This is a genomic window from Rhodoglobus galactosidasius, assembly GCF_054957775.1.
The window spans coordinates 51,735-70,121 of the sequence record NZ_JBQIAV010000001.1 but is presented as its reverse complement, the minus strand read 5'-3'; the positions used below and the strand labels follow the sequence as shown (position 1 = coordinate 70,121).

General features: G+C 59.7%; 23 protein-coding genes. 13 read left to right on the top strand and 10 right to left on the bottom strand.

Going from position 1 to position 18,387, the window contains the following annotated elements; translation table 11 throughout:
• Positions 1-19 precede the first annotated feature (19 nt).
• From ACTJJW_RS00390 to ACTJJW_RS00370, 5 genes are all read right to left on the bottom strand, one after another.
• On the bottom strand, positions 20-1,114 hold the full coding sequence (locus ACTJJW_RS00390; RefSeq protein WP_462642014.1) for a phosphate ABC transporter substrate-binding protein PstS: 1,095 nt from the start codon (positions 1,112-1,114) through the stop codon (positions 20-22).
• Between the two features lie 173 nt (positions 1,115-1,287).
• Complete coding sequence (locus ACTJJW_RS00385; RefSeq protein WP_462642013.1) at positions 1,288-2,367, bottom strand: phosphate ABC transporter substrate-binding protein PstS; 1,080 nt, start codon at positions 2,365-2,367, stop codon at positions 1,288-1,290.
• 129 nt (positions 2,368-2,496) lie between these two features.
• Positions 2,497-3,435: an NUDIX hydrolase gene (locus ACTJJW_RS00380; RefSeq protein WP_462642012.1), complete on the bottom strand. Its 939-nt coding sequence runs from the start codon at positions 3,433-3,435 to the stop codon at positions 2,497-2,499.
• A complete protein-coding gene (locus ACTJJW_RS00375) occupies positions 3,432-5,612 on the bottom strand; it encodes an RNA degradosome polyphosphate kinase (RefSeq protein WP_462642011.1) in 2,181 nt (726 codons plus the stop codon). Before ACTJJW_RS00375 ends, ACTJJW_RS00380 begins: the two co-directional genes overlap by 4 nt.
• Before the next feature lie 63 nt (positions 5,613-5,675).
• On the bottom strand, positions 5,676-6,416 hold the full coding sequence (locus ACTJJW_RS00370; protein WP_462642010.1) for a winged helix-turn-helix domain-containing protein: 741 nt from the start codon (positions 6,414-6,416) through the stop codon (positions 5,676-5,678).
• Positions 6,417-6,510: 94 nt separating this feature from the next.
• Here ACTJJW_RS00370 and ACTJJW_RS00365 point away from each other — a divergent pair, with 94 nt between their 5' ends.
• The 4 genes from ACTJJW_RS00365 (at position 6,511) to ACTJJW_RS00350 (ending at position 9,354) form a co-directional block, all read left to right on the top strand.
• Positions 6,511-6,765 carry a hypothetical protein gene (locus tag ACTJJW_RS00365; protein ID WP_462642009.1) on the top strand — a complete coding sequence of 85 codons (255 nt, stop codon included), beginning with the start codon at positions 6,511-6,513 and terminating at the stop codon, positions 6,763-6,765.
• A 156-nt stretch (positions 6,766-6,921) separates the two neighbouring features.
• Entirely contained in the window at positions 6,922-7,518 is a 597-nt protein-coding gene (locus ACTJJW_RS00360; RefSeq protein ID WP_462642008.1) for a heme-binding beta-barrel domain-containing protein, read from the top strand.
• Complete coding sequence (ygfZ, locus tag ACTJJW_RS00355) at positions 7,508-8,575, top strand: CAF17-like 4Fe-4S cluster assembly/insertion protein YgfZ (protein ID WP_462642007.1); 1,068 nt, start codon at positions 7,508-7,510, stop codon at positions 8,573-8,575. Before ACTJJW_RS00360 ends, ygfZ begins: the two co-directional genes overlap by 11 nt.
• 35 nt (positions 8,576-8,610) lie before the next feature.
• Positions 8,611-9,354 (top strand): phosphoglyceromutase, encoded by a 744-nt coding sequence (locus ACTJJW_RS00350; protein WP_462642006.1) that lies wholly within the window; start codon positions 8,611-8,613, stop codon positions 9,352-9,354.
• A 75-nt stretch (positions 9,355-9,429) separates the two neighbouring features.
• Here ACTJJW_RS00350 and phoU read toward each other — a convergent pair whose 3' ends face one another.
• Positions 9,430-10,083 carry a phosphate signaling complex protein PhoU gene (phoU, locus tag ACTJJW_RS00345; RefSeq protein ID WP_010203600.1) on the bottom strand — a complete coding sequence of 218 codons (654 nt, stop codon included), beginning with the start codon at positions 10,081-10,083 and terminating at the stop codon, positions 9,430-9,432.
• A gap of 167 nt (positions 10,084-10,250) precedes the next feature.
• On the opposite strand from phoU, the gene ACTJJW_RS00340 reads away from it, so the two are divergent.
• Positions 10,251-11,405 carry a sensor histidine kinase gene (locus ACTJJW_RS00340; protein ID WP_462642005.1) on the top strand — a complete coding sequence of 385 codons (1,155 nt, stop codon included), beginning with the start codon at positions 10,251-10,253 and terminating at the stop codon, positions 11,403-11,405.
• Positions 11,402-12,082, top strand: coding sequence for a response regulator (locus tag ACTJJW_RS00335; protein ID WP_462642004.1), 681 nt, complete (start codon positions 11,402-11,404; stop codon positions 12,080-12,082). The genes ACTJJW_RS00340 and ACTJJW_RS00335 overlap by 4 nt, the downstream gene beginning before the upstream one ends.
• 29 nt (positions 12,083-12,111) lie before the next feature.
• On the opposite strand, the gene ACTJJW_RS00330 is transcribed toward ACTJJW_RS00335, so the two are convergent.
• Positions 12,112-12,621 carry a hypothetical protein gene (locus ACTJJW_RS00330; protein ID WP_462642003.1) on the bottom strand — a complete coding sequence of 170 codons (510 nt, stop codon included), beginning with the start codon at positions 12,619-12,621 and terminating at the stop codon, positions 12,112-12,114.
• Positions 12,622-12,722: 101 nt separating this feature from the next.
• Here ACTJJW_RS00330 and ACTJJW_RS00325 point away from each other — a divergent pair, with 101 nt between their 5' ends.
• Both ACTJJW_RS00325 and ispD read left to right on the top strand, forming a co-directional pair.
• A complete protein-coding gene (locus tag ACTJJW_RS00325; protein WP_449625291.1) occupies positions 12,723-13,205 on the top strand; it encodes a CarD family transcriptional regulator in 483 nt (160 codons plus the stop codon).
• 26 nt (positions 13,206-13,231) lie between these two features.
• A complete protein-coding gene (gene ispD / locus ACTJJW_RS00320; protein ID WP_462642002.1) occupies positions 13,232-14,425 on the top strand; it encodes a 2-C-methyl-D-erythritol 4-phosphate cytidylyltransferase in 1,194 nt (397 codons plus the stop codon).
• Between the two features lie 77 nt (positions 14,426-14,502).
• On the opposite strand, the gene ACTJJW_RS00315 is transcribed toward ispD, so the two are convergent.
• The 3 genes from ACTJJW_RS00315 to ACTJJW_RS00305 are packed head-to-tail and all read right to left on the bottom strand — an operon-like array spanning position 14,503 to position 15,970.
• A complete protein-coding gene (locus ACTJJW_RS00315) occupies positions 14,503-14,808 on the bottom strand; it encodes a hypothetical protein (RefSeq protein ID WP_462642001.1) in 306 nt (101 codons plus the stop codon).
• Positions 14,805-15,398, bottom strand: coding sequence for an Asp23/Gls24 family envelope stress response protein (locus tag ACTJJW_RS00310; protein WP_462642000.1), 594 nt, complete (start codon positions 15,396-15,398; stop codon positions 14,805-14,807). Before ACTJJW_RS00310 ends, ACTJJW_RS00315 begins: the two co-directional genes overlap by 4 nt.
• Positions 15,395-15,970, bottom strand: a complete 576-nt coding sequence (locus ACTJJW_RS00305) for an RNA polymerase sigma factor (protein ID WP_462641999.1) — start codon at positions 15,968-15,970, stop codon at positions 15,395-15,397. Before ACTJJW_RS00305 ends, ACTJJW_RS00310 begins: the two co-directional genes overlap by 4 nt.
• Positions 15,971-16,096: 126 nt before the next feature.
• On the opposite strand from ACTJJW_RS00305, the gene ACTJJW_RS00300 reads away from it, so the two are divergent.
• Genes ACTJJW_RS00300 through ACTJJW_RS00280 form a run of 5 tightly spaced genes read left to right on the top strand, consistent with a single transcriptional unit; the run spans position 16,097 to position 18,384 of the window.
• A complete protein-coding gene (locus ACTJJW_RS00300; RefSeq protein ID WP_462641998.1) occupies positions 16,097-16,612 on the top strand; it encodes an Asp23/Gls24 family envelope stress response protein in 516 nt (171 codons plus the stop codon).
• Positions 16,609-16,797, top strand: coding sequence for a DUF2273 domain-containing protein (locus tag ACTJJW_RS00295; protein ID WP_341952717.1), 189 nt, complete (start codon positions 16,609-16,611; stop codon positions 16,795-16,797). Before ACTJJW_RS00300 ends, ACTJJW_RS00295 begins: the two co-directional genes overlap by 4 nt.
• The gene (locus ACTJJW_RS00290; protein WP_462641997.1) at positions 16,797-17,192 is read left to right on the top strand and encodes a hypothetical protein; all 396 of its coding nucleotides are present in this window, start codon (positions 16,797-16,799) and stop codon (positions 17,190-17,192) included. The genes ACTJJW_RS00295 and ACTJJW_RS00290 overlap by 1 nt, the downstream gene beginning before the upstream one ends.
• Positions 17,189-17,773 carry an Asp23/Gls24 family envelope stress response protein gene (locus tag ACTJJW_RS00285; RefSeq protein WP_462641996.1) on the top strand — a complete coding sequence of 195 codons (585 nt, stop codon included), beginning with the start codon at positions 17,189-17,191 and terminating at the stop codon, positions 17,771-17,773. Before ACTJJW_RS00290 ends, ACTJJW_RS00285 begins: the two co-directional genes overlap by 4 nt.
• A complete protein-coding gene (locus tag ACTJJW_RS00280) occupies positions 17,770-18,384 on the top strand; it encodes a hypothetical protein (RefSeq protein WP_462641995.1) in 615 nt (204 codons plus the stop codon). The genes ACTJJW_RS00285 and ACTJJW_RS00280 overlap by 4 nt, the downstream gene beginning before the upstream one ends.
• Positions 18,385-18,387: the final 3 nt, after the last annotated feature.

The following is an 18,387-nucleotide window of genomic DNA, read 5'->3' as shown; positions in this document are numbered from 1 at the left end:
GTCGGGCAGACTCGGAGTGTTACTTGATTGCGTCTACCGCAGCCTGTGCCTTCTCGAACAGTGTTGAGGAGATCGGAGCTGAACCAGCAGCGGCTGCTGCGGTGCTCTGGCCCTCGTCGCTGATGATGTAGGACAGGTAGCCCTTGACCAGATCAACGTTGTCGCTGGATGCGTACTCGTTGCAGGCGATCAGGTAGCTGATGAGAACTACCGGGTAGACACCCGACTCAGCTGATGCACGGTCGAGGTTTACAGCGAGGTCGGTTTCGCCGCGGCCTTCTGCGAAGGGCGATGCGTCAACGATTGCCGCTGCAGCTTCGGGGGAGTACGGAACGTACTCGTCGCCAACCTTGACGGCAACGGTTCCGAGGTCACCGGCGCGCGATGCGTCGGCGTAACCGATGGTTCCGGTTCCGTTGGTTACTGCATCAACGAGGCCTGAGGTCTGAGGAGCACCCTCGCCACCGAACTCGGTGGGCCAGGTCTCGATCGAACCGACGGTCCAGACCGAGGGAGCAGCAGCCGACAGGTAGTCGGTGAAGTTCGCGGTCGTTCCCGAATCATCTGCACGGTGCACGGCGGTGATGCCGAGGTCGGGCAGGTCTACGCCGTCGTTCTGCGAAGCGATCGCTGCATCGTTCCAGTTGGTGATTTTGCCGTTGAAGATGCCGGCGATCGTGTCTGCGTCGAGGTTGAGCGAATCAACACCGTCGAGGTTGAAGATGATAGCGATCGGCGAGATGTAGGCAGGGATCTCGAGGATGCCGGTGCCGGGAACGCAGGAAGCGAAGTTGTCTTCGGCGATTTCCTCGTCCTTGAATGCACGGTCGGAGCCTGCGAACTGGCTTCCGCCACCGATGAACGTGTCGCGTCCACCACCGGAGCCGATGGGGTCGTACTCAACGGTGACGTTCTCGTTTGCGGTCTGGAATCCAGCAACCCAAGCCTCCTGGGCGGACTGCTGCGACGATGCGCCGGCGCCAACGAGGGTGCCGGTAAGGCCTGACGCGTTCTCTCCGCTGTCGCCAGTGTCTGCTGCAGTTGCGCACGAGGAGAGGAGGATGGTGCCTGCGATAGCAATGGCACCGATGGTGCCAAGACGCGTGAAGTTCACAGTTTTCCCTTCGGAATGTTGATTACAGGTTTCGGGTCGGTGCGACCCAAATAGAAAACCTAGGCAGCGCAGGTAACCACCATTGCCCTGTTAGGTAAACGGCAGGTAAACGCCGCATCAACATGAAACGGAAATGCCCCGGAATTGCTCGATTGAGGCTACTCGATTGGGCGCTATTTGATTGCAGCCACAGCAGCGTTGGCCTTATCGAAGAGTCGCTGCGAGATCGGGGCCGAGCCGGCGCCCGCGGCTGCAGCCTGCTGGCCTTCGGGGCTGATCACGTAGTCCAGGTAGCCCCTGATGACATCCACCTTGTCGTTGGAGACGTATTCGTTGCAGGCGATGAGATAGCTGATGAGCACAACAGGGTAGACACCGGCTGCTGTGGATGCCCGGTCGATTTCTACCGCGAAGTCGGTGTCGCCGCGACCCTCGCCAAAGGGCGAAACGTCGACGATGGCGGCTGCGGCTTCGGGCGAGTACTCGACGTACTCGTCGCCAACCTTGACGGCAACGGTTCCCAGATCGCCTGCGCGTGAGGCGTCGGCGTATCCGATGGTTCCGGTTCCGTTGGTAACGGCATCCACGACACCGGATGTCTGTGGTGCGGCTTCTCCGCCGAACTCAAGCGGCCACTTCTCAATGGAACCGATGTCCCATGTCTTGGGGGCTGCTTCTGCGAGGTAGCTCGTGAAATTGGCGGTCGTACCAGAGTCGTCGGCGCGGTGAACAGCCGTGATTCGTTGATTCGGCAGCTCGACAGTGGGGTTTTGTTCGGCAATTGCCGCGTCATCCCAGCGATCAATGTCGCGCGTGAAGATTGCAGCAATCGTGTCAGCATCGAGGTCGAGCGAGTCAACACCGTCGAGGTTGAAAATGATCGCGATCGGGGAGATGTAGGCGGGGATTTCGAGGATGCCGGTGCCGGGCACGCACGAAACAAAGTCTTCTTCGTCAATTTCTTCACTAGTGAACGCGCGGTCAGAGGCAGCGAAAACTGCCCCACCGCCAACAAAGGTGTCGCGCCCGCCGCCAGAACCAATGGGGTCGTATTCGACAGTTGCTTGTACGTTGGCGAGCTGAAAACCGCGAACCCAGGACTCTTGCGCAGACTGCTGCGATGAAGCACCCGCACCGATGATTGTTCCCGACAAGCCCGTTCCGTCACCGCTGGGCGCGGGAACGCACGCCGAAAGCGTGAGCGCGGTGGTCATCGCAATGATGCTGACGGTGCCGAGGCGGGTGAACTTCACTTTGTCCCTTCGAGAAACTGGCGTGCACGCCATTCTCTCGCGAATGGGGAGGGAATTCACCGATAGCCCACTCAAATCGCTGTTCGAGACTCAAACTCGCTGTTCGAGCCTCAACCCAGTGTTCGAGACTCAGGGTTGGTGAGTTTCTACCGCCACGAGCCGAAGCTTCTTACTGTTGCGAGCAAAGTGCAGCACCGAAAAGTCGCCAGTGCTCAGCATTGCCGCGGTGCGCAGCCCGGCATCCGGCTTTGTATTGGAGGCGTTGGCCAGGGCGCTAATAATCTGCGGCAGCACGGGGCCGTGACTGCACATCACCGTTGTCTGCTGCTTCTTGAGCCGCTTGTCGACAAGCGCGGTAACCGCTTTTCCGTTGCCAGCGTAGGCATCTTGGCTGAGGTCTTCTGTCGACTTGATCTCAAGCTCGGTGCGCTCTGCAAGAGGGGTGATTGTTGCCAAACACCGAGCTGCAGTGCTGCTCAGGATGCGTTCGGGTGCGAAGGCGGCGATGCCACCAGCGATGATGGCGGCCTGATCGGTTCCGCGGTGCATGAGCGGGCGGGTGGCATCGGGCCCATCCCAGGTTTCTCCCGGAACAGCCTTGCCGTGACGAACCGCAATCATCGCAAAGGTGCGCGCATTGCCAGCCTCATAGAGTGCGGCAAAACGGTCAAGCACATCCACATCGTGGGTATAGCTGACCTTCTTGCGTGCCTTCGAGAGCGACAACCACTCGAGCGACGAGATTTCATCATTGGGGCTGAACTTGGCCCGCTCGAGGTCGTGGTCGTTCACTTCAGCCGACCAGTAATGCACGTACTTGTCGCGACCGTTGGCCAGTGTGTAGTGAACGTCACCGAGTGGGGCACCGAGATCCACGCGAAGGCCGGTCTCTTCAAAGATCTCGCGGACCGCAGTCTCGGGCAGCGTTTCGCCCGGATCCAGCTTGCCTTTCGGCAGCGAGGCATCTTTGTGCACGGTGCGGTGCACCAGCAGTACCCGGGGCTTGCCGTCGACTACTCGCCAGCAAACAACGCCTGCGGCCAGTACCGGTGTGCTCGCCGCGGTCACCGGCGAGCTCCGCCTCGTTTGCGCTGTGTGATTCGCTTCATAAGAACATTCTGTAGGTCGTTGAGTGGTTCACCGGTCTCTGAGCGGCCGTGGCGCACCCAATTCCCTTCAGAATCGAGCCACCAGGATGCCGTACTATCGTCGACGGAGAGGTCGAATATGTAGTCAAGTTCTTCAATGTGTTCGGGGTCGGTGATGCGCACGAGTGCTTCGACTCGGCGATCGAGGTTGCGGTGCATCATGTCTGAACTGCCGATGAAAATCTGCGGATCGCCGTTGTTATGGAACGCAAATACGCGGGAGTGTTCGAGGTAGCGGCCCAGAATGGAGCGCACACGAATGTTCTCGCTAAGGCCGTCAACTCCGGGGCGCAACGAGCAAATGCCGCGCACCACGATGTCGATCGGAACGCCCGCATTGCTTGCACGGTAGAGCGCGTCGATAATCGCTTCATCCACCATTGAATTCAGCTTGATCCGGATGCCCGACGGCAGGCCAGCTCGTGCATTCGATGTTTCGGCCTCAATCTGCTTGACGAGCCCCTTGCGCAAATGGCGCGGAGCAACCAGCAGCCGTTTGAACTTCTTCTCGATGGCGTAGCCCGAAAGTTCGTTGAACAGCCGAGTGAGGTCTTTGCCGACCTGATCGTCTGCCGTCAGTAGACCCAGGTCTTCATAGAGGCGACTGGTCTTGGGGTTGTAGTTTCCTGTGCCAATGTGCGCGTAGTGGCGCAGCTTGCCTTCTTCTTGACGCACGACGAGCGCGAGCTTGCAGTGAGTCTTGAGACCAACGAGTCCGTAGACGACGTGCACGCCAGCCTTCTCCAGCTTGCGGGCCCACGAGATGTTTGCCGTCTCATCAAAACGGGCCTTGATCTCTACGAGCGCGAGCACGGCCTTGCCTGCCTCTGCCGCATCAATGAGGGCTTCGACTATGGGGCTGTCACCGCTAGTGCGGTACAGAGTCTGCTTGATGGCCAGCACATCCGGGTCGGCTGCTGCCTGCTCCAAGAACGACTGAACGCTCGTCGAGAACGACTCATAGGGGTGGTGCAGCAGAATGTCTTTGCGTGCAATTGCCCGAAAAATGTCTGCACGCTCGTTGCCCTCAGTTGGCATGAGGCTCGGGCTGGTGATCGGCACATGGCGTGGGTACTTGAGGGCAGGCCGATCGATGCGCGTGAGCTGGAATAGGCCAGCCAGGTCGAGCGGTGCTGGCAGCCGGTACACCTCTTGCTCGGTGATCTTGAGTTCACGCACGAGCAGGCCGAGGGTCACCTCATCCATATCGTCGGTAATTTCGAGACGAATCGGCGGGCCAAAGCGACGGTTCAGAATCTGCTTCTCAAGCGACTTTATGAGGTTCTCTGACTCATCTTCGTCAACGTTCACATCTTCGTTGCGTGTCACCCGAAACTCGTGGTGCGCCAAAATCTCCATGCCAGGGAACAGCGCACCGAGGTGATTGGAGATCAAATCTTCGAGCGGGATGTAACGCAGTTGGTCGCTGCCGTCATCCGGCAATTGAATAAACCGCGGCAGAACGCTCGGCACCTTGAGGCGCGCGAATTCCTCTTTTTGCGTTTTGGGGTTACGCACGCGAATCGAGAGGTTGAGTGAGAGCCCAGAGATATAGGGGAATGGATGCGCGGGGTCGACGGCCAGCGGCATGAGCACAGGAAAGATCTGGTTGGAGAAGATCTCGTGAACGCGCTCGCGGTCCTCTGGGCCAAGGTCGGCCCAGGTCTCAATGTGGATGCCCTCGGCATCGAGTGCAGGCTTCACACTGTTGAGGAACTCGGCAGCGTGACGCTCTTGCAGCGAGTGAGCGGCGGCGCTGAGTTCGTCGAGAACTTCGGTGGGCGCGCGGCCAGTGTTGGTGGGAACAGCCAAGCCCGTGACGATGCGGCGTTTGAGGCCGGCAACCCGCACCATGAAGAACTCGTCGAGGTTGCTGGCAAAAATTGCCAAGAAGTTGGCGCGCTCCAGAAGCGGTAGCGACTCGTCCTCGGCCAATTCGAGCACTCGCTGGTTGAAGGCGAGCCAACTCAACTCACGATCAAGGTAGCGGTCGGGGATCAGTGTGCCGTCATCGACGCTCGATGATTCATCGTCGTCGTACTCGTCGAGCGAATCCGTGGCGGAGCTCGGGTCGGCTATCGCACTCTCGTTGTCCATTAGATCATCCTGCCATTGAGTGATGAACAACTGATTAACTCCGCGCACAGGGCCGAACGTTGCTTAGACTGCGATGCGCTCTTGTTCAGCGTCGGCTGACTCCGTTGCGAGGCTGTCAGGAACTGCCACGGTGGCAGGTTTTTCGGGTTCTTCGGCAATGTTGAAGCAGTAGCCGACGTTGCGCACAGTGCCGATAAGAGACTCAAGGTCGCCAAGCTTTGCGCGCAAGCGACGTACGTGAACGTCAACGGTGCGGGTGCCGCCGAAGTAGTCATAGCCCCACACCTCGCTCAGCAATTGTTCACGGGTGAAGACGTGCGAGGGGTGTGAGGCAAGAAAGCGCAGCAGCTCAAACTCTTTGAACGTGAGGTCGAGTGAGCGGTCTTTGGCTTTGGCCGAATAGCTGGCTTCGTCGATGACGATTCCGGATGCACGGATCTTGGATGCCGAACTCTCACCTTCGCGGCGCGCCATCGCCAGGCGGATGCGGGCATCCACCTCGGCTGGTCCAGCACCGACAACAAAGAGGTCGTCGATGTGCCACTGGCTGTTGACGGCGGCGATGCCACCATCAGTGACGACGACGAACAGCGGGCACCCGATTCCGCCGGAGTTGAGGACGTTGCAGAGCCCCTTGGCGGCGGCAAGATTGGTGGTCGCATCGACAATGATCAGATCGGTTGTCGGGGCTGCGACGAGTGTTGCGGGCGCAGCGACGACCACTTCGACCGTATGGCTGAGCAAACCCAGGGCGGGTAGTGGTTCAGCGTCAGGCGCAGAGCTAAGCATCAAGATGTTTGCCATATGTGGCCTCCCCACTGCGTAAAAGGTATTCTACCCACCGTTCAGAGTGCCGATGAACGCGTGCCGTCCAGTGCGATCTAGATACGATGGGGGTATGACGTGGCAAAAGTGGAGCGTAGTTCCGGTGTGGCTGTTGAGCCTTACCGGTGCGATTATCATCGGTGCCACCGCGACCCCTGACATGCGCGTCACTTGGTTGGCGATCACCCTTGCCAGTGCGGTCGTGCTGACGTTTGTGATCCAGATCGCCATTCAGCGCAAAGAACGCTTTGTGGCACGGGCTACGGCCAGCATGGTTGGTGCGCTCGCAATAGTTGCCGCAGCAACAGCAATTTTTGCCCTCATTTAGTGCACTGGCGCCGCACACAGATAGGATTAGTACATGCTTCTCGCACTTGAGCTCTTCTTCGTCGGCCTTCTCGGTCTCGCGACGCTGTCGATCGGCTACGTGTCGGTCGTTGTGGTCTACAACCTGTTTCGCGGCCAGCGCTAACCGCGCCGAATTGTGATCGAGTTAGACACCTCCGGCCCTGCCGAGCTTGCCCCACTCTCCTGGCTTATTGGCCTGTGGGAGGGCACCGGTGTTGTCGATTACACAATCGGTGAAGAGACGCGCAGCATCGAGTTCGGTCAGCGCATTAGCTTTACGCACGACGGTCTCCCGCACCTCAACTACAGCTCATACACGTGGTTGCTCGACGAGCAGCAAACCCCTTACGTAGCCGAAACTGGATATTGGCGACTGCGTCGCCCAGCCGCTGACGGCGATCCTGGTCCCGGACTCCTGCCCGCTGTCGGAACGAAGCCGTTCACGACTGCCGACGAGGTCGAAACGTTGCGCACACCCAACGGTGGATTCGAGATCGAAGTGTCGATTGTGCATCCTAGCGGCATCAACGAAATTTATATCGGCGAGGTCGCAGGGCCCCGCATCGATTTAGCAACAGACGCAGTTATGCGCACTGAGAGTGCTAAGGAATACACTGCAGCAACCCGGCTCTATGGACTCGTGGATGCTCACCTGCTGTGGGCGTGGGATATCGCCGCTCTCGGCCAAAACCTCCGCAATCACGCATCAGGACGGCTCGCTCGTGTCGAATAGTACTTTCACTTCCCGGCCGGGTGCTGTGGGCGATCCGCCCGAGCACTACGGCAACCCTTTCGGCGAACAGCGTGCGCTCGCCGACGGCGAATCAGTCGTTGAGCTGGCCGATCGCGCCGTGATTACGATCACCGGCCCCGACCGGCTCACCTGGCTTGACTCGCTCACGACGCAAGCACTCACTGGCCTTACCGCAGGCGAGAGCTCAGAAACGCTATTGCTGAACCCCAACGGGCGAATCGAACACGCGATGCGTGTTATCGATGACTCCGAAACCGCGTGGTTGCTTGTTGATGGTTCCCAACGTGAGGCGCTCGCCAAGTGGCTCGATCGCATGCGCTTTATGCTTCGCGTCGAGATCGCCGATCGCAGCGATGACTTTCTGACCATCGGTAGCTTCGGCGATGTCACTCTTCCGGTAGCTGAGTCGAACGGTGTCCCCTTGGTGTGGAACGACTCGTGGGCGAGCGTTGCCCGTGGCGGCCACCAGTACTCGCGGACTGAGCACCACCCCGCTGCCACCTGGAACTACCGAGAGTCGCTCGTCGCAACCGATGCAGACCTCAGCGACCTTGCGGCCTCCGGTTCGCTCGCATTCGAAGCCCTGCGCATCGCAGCTTGGCGACCGCGGTTCAGCACTGAAGTCGACGAGCGCACCATCCCGCACGAACTCGACTGGCTGCGCTCAGCAGTTCATCTCAACAAGGGCTGCTACCGCGGCCAAGAGACCGTCGCCAAAGTGCACAACCTTGGGCACCCACCGCGTCGACTCGTCATGCTGCACCTCGACGGCTCAGAGGGTGCACTGCCCGAAGCCGGCGCAGAAGTCAGCCTCGGAGAGAAAGTTGTTGGTTCTGTTACTGCGTCCGCCCGCCACTTCGAACTCGGCCCCATCGCACTCGCAATGATCAAACGTGGGGTGGATGCCACAGAAACATTGGCTGTTGCCTCCGACGTGGGTGAAATTTCGGCGGCGCAAGAAGTGATCGTGCCAACAGACGCGGGAGCCGAAGCCAACGTGCCCCGCTTGCCGCGTCTCGGAGCCGTCAAGCGCTAGCGCCAGCATCCCTCGATTCTCGGTACGCTTGAGTTATGACTCACACCCTGATTTTGTTGCGCCACGGCAACTCCGAATGGAACCAAAAGAACCTCTTCACCGGATGGGTGGATGTTGGGCTCACCGATCAAGGCCGCACCGAAGCAACGCGCGCCGGCGAACTGATCGCCGCTTTCAACAAGCAGCCTGACGTTCAGTACACCTCGCTGCTCAAGCGTGCGATTCACACCGCAAACATCGCGTTGCAGGTTGCCGACCTCGACTGGCTGCCCGTGAAGCGTTCGTGGCGTCTCAACGAGCGCCACTACGGTGCCCTGCAGGGCAAAGACAAGGCTCAAACTCTTGAAGAGTTCGGCGAAGAGAAGTTCATGACTTGGCGTCGCAGCTTCGATATGCCGCCGCCTGTACTGGGCGATGACGCCGAGTACAGCCAGGTGCATGATCGTCGTTACGTGGGCATTGACGGCGAGATTCCTCGCACTGAAAGCCTCAAGCTCGTCATCGACCGCATGCTGCCTTACTGGGAATCTGACATCACCAAGGATCTCGCCGCAGGCAAGACCGTGCTCGTCACCGCCCACGGCAACTCGCTGCGCGCGCTCGTGAAGCACCTCGATGGCATCTCAGATGATGCCATCGCGAGCCTCAACATCCCGACCGGTATTCCGCTCATCTACGAGCTCGATGACAACTTCATGCCCATCAAGCCGGCCTATTACCTTGACCCCGAGGCTGCCGAAGCAGGAGCTGCTGCCGTCGCCTCGCAAGGCAAGAAGTAGCAGCCCTAGAACACACGCACGCACACAGAAGCCTCGGTGAGATTCGCTCTCGCCGAGGCTTCTGTTCGTTGGAAGCTAGTCGTCTGTCGGAACCCAGTCGCCGGTAGCCAAGTACTGCACCTTTTTGGCGATCGAGACCGCGTGGTCTGCGAAACGCTCGTGGTAGCGCGACGCCAGAGTGGCATCTACGGTATCGACCGCTGCACCCTTCCAGGTCTCGCCGAGCACCTTGTCGAACACGCTCAAGTGCAGAGCGTCGATCTTGTCGTCGTCATTGCGAATCTCTTCGGCAATGCGCACGTCTTCATGTTTGAGCAGCTCAACGAGCTTCTTGGCAACAGCTACGTCGAGTGCACCGAGTTCGGCGAATGTACCCCGCAGTGACTTGGGCACCACCTTGTCGGGGAACCGGTAACGAGCAAGCTGAGCAATGTGCTCAGCCATGTCACCCATGCGCTCAAGTGATGCGCTGATGCGCAGAGCGCTCACCACAATTCTCAAGTCTCGAGCGACTGGTTGTTGACGAGCGAGGATGTTGATCGCTAGTTCGTCGAGTTCTGCAGCCGCAACATCAATTTCATCGTCATCTGCGATCACCGTTTCGGCGAGCGACACATCTGATTCATTGAATGCTTGAGTGGCGTTCTCAATTGAGACCGCCACAAGGCTGGCAATTTCGACGAGGCGGTCTTGCACCTCGCGTAATTCTTGTTGGAATACTTCGCGCACGCTATCTACGTCCCTTCGATACGGGCATGACGAAGCCCGCACGGCTTAGGCCACCCTGCCCGCATTAGGTTAACAGCAGGTGTTGGCGGCCTGAACTTTATCTGAAGTGAGCACTCGTCGCGAACTCGCGGCAAGCAGACGCTCCAGATGTAACTAACCTAGTCGCTATGGACTCTGCGTGGCTCGTGCCAGCCGCCCTCGCCTTTGGGGTAATTCTCGGTGCCGGCATGTCCCTCATCATTTACGCGGCGGCTCGGCGTGGTCAGCGAGCAGCCCACGTCGTCTCATCTGCCGTGCCAGATGGCGTCGATCAGGTCATTGATGCATTGGAATCCGCGGGAATCGTGCTCGATCCTTCGAACAACATCATGAAGGCTTCCCACGGTGCGCTCACCTACGGCCTGGTGTGGAACCATGCGCTCGTGCATCCAGAACTCGTGGAGTTTGTTGACCAAGTTCGGCGCACGGGGGAGCCGATCGCCCAAGAAGTACATTTATCGCGTGGCCCATTCGGTGACGCCAACATTTATCTTTTTGTTCGCGTTGCGCGCCTCGGCACGCGATACGTTCTCCTGTTGGCCGAAGATCGCACCGAGTCATATCGCCTCGACAGTGTGCGGCGCGACTTCGTGGCGAACATCAGCCACGAACTCAAGACCCCCATCGGGGCCGTCGGATTGCTCGCTGAGGCACTTGTCAGCGCATCAGACGAGCCAGAGCAGGTCACTCGCTTCGCCAAGCGACTCACAAAGGAGTCTCAGCGGCTCGCGCGCATCACGCAGGAGATCATCGAGCTCTCGCGCTTGCAGTCCGCAGACGGGCTCGCAGAGGCCGAACCGGTAGACATTGATCAGGTGGTTTCGGTCGCGATCGATCAGAACCGCGTTGTCGCCGACCTCAGCCGGGTCTCCCTCATCAGTGGGGGAGAGAGCGGTGTTGAAGTGTTTGGCGACGAGACCCTCCTCGTGCTTGCCCTTGACAACCTCATTTCTAACGCCGTGCAGTACTCGCCAGAAAACACGCGGGTCGGCATCGGCGTTCGCCGAAAAGCGGGTGCCATCGAAATCTCAGTCACCGACCAGGGACTCGGAATCCCGGAAGGCGAACTCGACCGCGTATTCGAGCGCTTCTATCGCAGTGATCCAGCGCGCAGTAGGCACACGGGCGGCAGCGGGCTGGGCCTCAGCATCGCTAAACATGTTGTGCAAAACCACGGTGGAGACATCCGTGTGTGGTCACAACTTGGCCAAGGCTCAACCTTCACCATCCGATTGCCCGAAATCGATCACGACGTAGCCCACCCAACAGGAGAGAAATCATGACCCGAATTCTGATTGTCGAAGATGAGTCATCGCTCAGCGAGCCCCTCGCATTCTTGTTGGAACGTGAAGGCTATGAAACAACAATTGCTGAAGACGGGCTAGCCGCACTCGCCGAGTTTGATCGCAACGGCGCAGATGTTCTTCTTCTCGACCTGATGCTTCCTGGACTCTCGGGCACCGAGGTGTGCCGCGAGATTCGCACACGCTCTAGCGTTCCCATCATCATGCTCACGGCAAAAGACAGCGAAGTGGACATCGTGGTCGGCCTTGAGCTGGGAGCGGACGACTATGTCACGAAGCCGTATTCCACCCGCGAGCTCTTGGCTCGCATCCGCGCGGTTCTTCGCCGCCGCATCGAAGACGTTGATGAACATGAGTCGGTTCTGGAAGCCGGTGGAGTGCGCATGGACGTGGAACGCCACACCGTCACGGTCGATGGGGCCGATGTGAGCATGCCGCTCAAGGAATTCGAACTGCTCGAACTATTGCTGCGCAATGGTGGCCGAGTACTCACGCGTGGCCAGCTAATCGATCGAGTGTGGGGCGCAGACTACTTCGGCGACACCAAGACGCTCGACGTTCATATCAAGCGCATCCGTTCGAAAATCGAAAAGCTGCCGTCGCAGCCCACGATGTTGGTCACCGTGCGTGGGCTCGGCTACCGCTTCGAGGATTGAGCGGGCGCTAAGGCCCGTTCGCGGTCTGGCTATTCTCCGAGTGTGCTAGCGGGAGCCAAGTCGGAGTAGACCGCGTTATCGCCGGCGATCACAGGAACGAGAAGTTCTGTGCCGCTGTCGTTGCCGTATTGAAAGTAGACCGGGAAGAGCTGGCCAGCAATGACGCCTGCATCGGTGATGATGATCGTCTCGCCGTCGACCTCGGTGCCGTAGCTCTTGACTTCGTTCGACGAGAGCGGCTTGGAGATGTCGACTCGCTCGCCGTCTGCTGATTCGTACTGCAGGCGAAGGCTTCCGCTCGAGGAGCTGGTGTTGATGATGGTGACCATGAGGCTCACGGCGGAGTTGTCGTCGTTGCTGATGGCCAGAACGTTGCGAACCTTGACGTCGCCAACGGAAGCACCGATGCCGTCGCTGGGGTCGTACTGGTTGAGCGTTGCGGTCGGCGTAATGAACGCGCAACCGGCGGTGCCCACAAGGAGAGCGCCGACGATGAGGGCGGATGCTGCGGCGCGTGCTGCGCGAGTGCGTACTGTCACACAGTAATACTATCGATAGCCACGCCGAGTGGTTTAGTTAGGCAACCCTTACCATGCTTCACCTGTGATAAACTGGGTTTTCTTCGAGAGGACCACTATTCATGTTGTTTGAGGTCGGCGAGACTGTCGTTTATCCCCATCACGGTGCTGCAACTATCACCGAGGTGAAGAAACGCACCATTAAGGGTGAAGAGAAGGTTTATCTCAAGCTCAACGTAACGCAGGGTGATCTCACCATCGAAGTACCCGCTGAGAATGTTGATCTCGTGGGTGTTCGCGACGTTATTGGGCGCGAGGGTCTTGACGCAGTGTTCGAGGTACTTCGCGCGCCGTTTACTGAAGAGCCCACCAACTGGTCGCGCCGGTACAAGGCCAACCTTGAGAAGCTCGCTTCAGGCGACGTCATCAAGGTTTCTGAGGTTGTTCGCGACCTCTGGCGCCGTGACCAAGACCGTGGCCTCTCCGCTGGCGAAAAGCGCATGCTCGCTAAGGCTCGCCAGATTCTGATCTCTGAGCTTGCTTTGGCTGAAAAGACTGACGAAGAGAAGGCATCTCTCGTGCTCGATGAGGTTCTTGCTTCCTAATTTCTAGGGCGCTTGCTGTCTCGCACATGAGCACAACTATTGAACCTCGCGTTGCTGTCGTTGTTGTAGGGGCAGGAAGCGGCACCCGTCTCGGTCGAAACGAGCCCAAAGCATTCGTTCCGCTCGCGGGGCGACCAAGTCTCAGCCGCGCACTCGACGCCGTCTTTGCGATGACGGAGCCAGCTCAGGTCATTGTGACGGTGCCGTCATCGTTTGTTGAGATTGCCGAGCAGTTGATTCGTGAGGTTCCGGGCGCAGATGGTCGCGAATCCACGGTCATCGTTGGTGGTTCAACTCGCCAGGAGTCAGTTTCCGCTGCGCTGGCACTTCTCCAGCCATCGGTAGAAGTCGTTCTTGTGCACGATGCTGCACGCCCGCTCACGCCCAGCGCCATTTTTGATTCTGTTGTGGCACATGTGCGCAGCTCTGGCGCAGGAGTTGTTCCTGGCCTTTCCGTCACCGACACCATCAAACGCACGGATGGCAACGGGCAGATCGTGGAGACAGTTGATCGTTCAGTGCTAAGTGCGGTTCAGACGCCACAGGGGTTTCCGCGCGAGCAGCTGGTTGCGGCGCATGAGGCAGCTAACGAAGAGTTCACTGATGACGCCGCCGTGGTTGCCGCTGCTGGGCATCCGGTCGTAGTGATTCCTGGAGATCATTTGTCTTTCAAGATCACGACCGCGTGGGAGCTGCGCCGAGCCGAGCAGTTGTTTATGGCCCCGACCGCGTCAGACATCCGTGTTGGTATGGGCACTGACGTGCATGCGTACGACGAGACCAAGCCACTGTGGCTCGCTGGCTTGTACTGGCCTGATGAGGTCGGCCTCCGGGGGCACAGCGATGGAGACGTCGTCTCGCACGCCATTTGTGACGCTCTGCTCTCGGCGGCCAATCTCGGTGACTTGGGCAGCGTCTTCGGCACGAGCGACCCCAAGTTTGAAGCCGCACACGGTGACGTGTTCTTGCGTGAGGCACTTCGCTTGCTTCAGGATGCGGGCTTCGAGGTGGGCAATGTGGCGGTTCAGATCATCGGTAATCACCCCATCGTGTCTCGCCGCAGGGTCGAAGCCGAGTCACTCTTGAGCGGCATTCTGGGCGCGCCCGTGAGCGTTGCCGGCACAACTACCGATGCCCTCGGTTTCACAGGGCGCGGCGAGGGTGTGGCGGCGATCGCAACAGCTCTAATAAGCCACAGCCGTCCACCGCGTTCTGTCTAGCGCTGTCCGCCAGAAAAGATGTCTCGGATGTCGAGGCGACGGCGGAGGCATCTACTCGCCGGACCGGCCGAGGGGTTTTAGGCGATGTGGGCTATCTGGACGTCCACGGTGGTGCCTGGTGCGGCCCCATCCAGGAGCGCATCGGCAACCTGCCGGGCCGTTTCGGGTGCTGGCTGATCGGGCGCTGCAGCGATTTTTGCGGTGATTCTGGTGCCGCTGGGTGTTTCCTTCACCTCGACGCAGACCGATTGGTCGGTGTTAGGGGTGCCCGCTCCGGCGGCGGAGAGCAGACTGGGTGCGGGTGACGGCGGGAACATTTGAACGACTCCGGGCACGCTCCGGATCCGTGCAGTGAGCTGTCGTGGTTCGGCGGGGGTGCTCATCGGGTGGCCTCCTCTTGACGTGTGTATCCGTACAGGTCGTTGATCACGATGTTCACGGCGGTGACACGAAGGTGGGTGTGCTTCCGCAGCGCATCGTGAATACCGCTGCGGAGGGTCTCCGCGAGTTGCTGCGCAGGTTGGCCCCACGCGGTATTGGCCGTCACCGTAATCGCGACGGGTGCGTTGAGGGACTCTGCGTCGCCGTCGATTCGGGTATTGCCAACCACCACACCGTCAATGTCGTCGCCAACAGCACGGACGAGGGCGCGAACGGCGCCTTCGGTGATGCTCAGGCGAACCTGTGGGTTGTCATGGTGCAGCGGCAGGGAGCGTCCCGCACGCGCCTCGCGGGCGATATTCGCGATGACGGTGCTGAACCAAGACTCGGATGGGGATGCCCGACGGGTGGACTCGTGAATGAGTAGGTCTCGAGATAACTCAGCGACGCGGTTCAGCCCGGCTAGCGCATTGAGGCACTCCGGGCATGTTTCGATCTTCGGATCCGGGGGAGTGCGGTCGGCGGCGAGATAGTCGCTGAGCTCATCGATGGTGTTCCCACATCCCAGCACGGTGGGTGTGATCTCGGTCACCGCCATCCCTCCATTTGTGCGTAGACACTTGCCCTAGCCCGTGCGAGTTTACCCCGGACGGTCGAAGGACTGATTTCCAGCTCGTCGGCGATTTGCTCGTAGCTGAGTTCTGCAATCTCGCGAAGTAGCCAGCACTGCCTTTGGTCGTCGCTCAGGGTGTCCAGAGCTGTCGCGAGTGCTCGCAGCTGAGCGTGCCGAATCGCAAAATTTTCAGGCTCCGTCTCACGGGGGAGAGCGATCTCCCACTCCGGCAGTGCGTGATCAGCCGCACGTCGACGTACGTGCGTGAGCGCCTGTCTGCTGGCAATTTTCATTAGCCAGGCTCTCACGCTTGTAGGGTCACGCAGAGTGGGAAGCTGCCGCCACGCGAGAAGGAGTGAGTCCTGTACGACATCGTCGGCGTCGCTGATGGATCTGAGCATGCGCGCAACGTAGGCACGCATCATCGGGACGTGGCGTCGGCACAGTAGATCAAAAGCTGCAACATCGCCGTCGATGGCACGCTCCGCAAGGATTCCATCGGCCACATCCTCCCGAAGGCCGGTTGCGCCGTTTTCGCCTGTGGGAGTCATGCCGGAACCAATCAGAAATAAATTCGTGACGAATTTGGGGCGAAACGCGTCTTATTTGTAGAAAGACGATATCGCGAGATCCGCCGCCACACGGTGACGGTCAACCTTTTAACAGATTGAGGAATCATGGTCACCGAAAATGAAAACCAGTCCACCAGCTCCGTAACACCCGCGCAGAGTGGCACACCCAAGTCCTCGGGAACATCCGGATCGCGCGTCGATCGCGCTTCTTCGCCCTCGAACCTGGATTCGGGTACGTCAACGGCTGGTAAGACGACGATCAGCGACGGCGTGGTTTCGAAGGTCGCCGGCATCGCAGCCCGGGCCGTTCCCGGCGTATTTGCCCTCGGTGGCGGAGGAGCTCGCGCCTTCGGCGCCGTGCGGGACGCATTCAACGCGACAGACCTCACTCAGGGGGTAAAGGTCGAGGTCGGCGAAACACAAGCCGCCATCGACATCACTCTCGTAGTTGACTATCCGACACCGATCCAAGAGGTATCAGACAACGTGCGGGCAAGTGTCGCCGGTGCAATCACCAACCTCGTCGGCCTGGAAGTTGTCGAAGTGAACGTCGCCGTCAATGATGTGCACCTCCCTGGCGAGGACAACAATGACGAGCCCGAAGAGTCACGCGTCTCATGAGTGGCACCACGACCGGCGTTCTGAGTGGGGCGATCCTCGCGTTCGCTATTCTGCAATTCGGCTTCTGGGGGTTCCTCCTCGTCGCGGTACTGATGGCGATCGGTGGGCTTGTGGGTCGCCTCGCATCCGGGCAGCTAGACCTTCGCCGAATCGCAGACGCGTTCCGCGGTCGGGGTAGCTCCTGATGGAGACGCAAGCCGCGGTTCGTAGCGCTGACGGGTCACCTCGACACGCCGCTGAGGTGACCCTGCAGCCTGGCAGGACCGTCATCCACGACCGAGTCATCCTCAAGGTGGTAGAGCAGATTTGCGCTACTGCGTTGGACGTTGATCGCGGCAGTGTGACCGCGAAGGTCTCTTCCGCTGGTGGAGGGATGACCGTGACGGTCGCCTCCCCGCTGTCGATCCCTCCGCTGGATGACGACATAGCTGTTCACGCCGCGGGGTCGATTGTGGACCGCCTCAGCTCCACCCAAACCAGCCTCCGGGAAAGGATCGGACGGGTCACGGGCAGGGAAGTGGCCCGCGTGAACATCACGATCACCGGCGCCATTCTCAGTGAGGTACGGAGAGTTCAATGAGCGGCAATGCAGCATCTCGGCGCATCATCCGCCGAGAGACGCACTCCCCCCGAACTGTTGCGATGGTAATCGCAGCAGTTCTCTCGATAGTGGCGCTGGCGTACCTCAGCACCGAAATCGTTCTTTCGCTGCTGTTGCAACCCGCGTTGCTCGTTTCGCCGGTAGCCGTCGGCGAGTGGCTGACCCGCCTACCCGAACAGCAACCGGTGTGGGCGATCATCACTGCCGCGGCTGTTTTGGCCGTAATCGGCATTATTTTGTGCGTGATTGCGCTTACACCGGGGCGTCTACCCAAACATCAAATGATTGCCGAGGGACGCGCGGTACTCGTCGACAATGCCGTCATTGCTGCAGCGTTGGCCCAGCACATCAGCGATCACACCGGCATTATCCGTGACCGCATCACAGTCGGGGTGTCTCGCCGTGTTGTCGACGTCACCGTCGCCCCTGATGCGGGCCTTCCTGTTGTCGACTCTCAAATCCGCGACCTGGTTGCCAGCGAACTGGAACACTATCAACTCACCCGAGCAGTCAAAACTCGGGTACGAACACCGCAGCCGCATAAGGGAACACGCTCATGAACAACACCAACCGGTTCCTCAATCGCGCGCTCATTCTCGTCGTGGGTGTCATGCTCCTCGCCATGGGTGCCGGAATTGTCGTCGTTTTCGTCTGGAGCACTGCGGCACAGTGGTGGACCACAGCATCCGCTTACGCGCACACTTGGCTCGACGATGCGATAACCAGAACCACAATCGGCAACACCACAGCTAGCTGGGTAGCCTTCGGTTCCCTCGCAGCGATCACGCTTCTCATCGTGCTGCTGATCGTCGCTCTCACACGATTAGGCGGTGGGCGCACCAACGCCTTCATCCGCACCGGAGGTAAAGACAGCCCCGATGGGCGGATTGTTATCGACACCGCTTTCGCCTCCGACGCGCTGCTGAAGTCACTAGACCAGCGGCCCGAGATCCTATTTGGCCGAGTATCGGCCGCGAGCGTGCGACGCAAGCCCATGCTCCACGTCAGCATCACTCCTCGCCAGAACACCTCTCCGCGGCAAGTCACCGATGACGTTGAGCGCCTCCTCGACAACCTGGCGGCGCTTACCGGTCAGCAAATGCCCACCTACGTGTCTATCCACAGCGGGCTCAGAGCACGGCTCGCGCACGACGAACGTGGAATCGCTTGACCT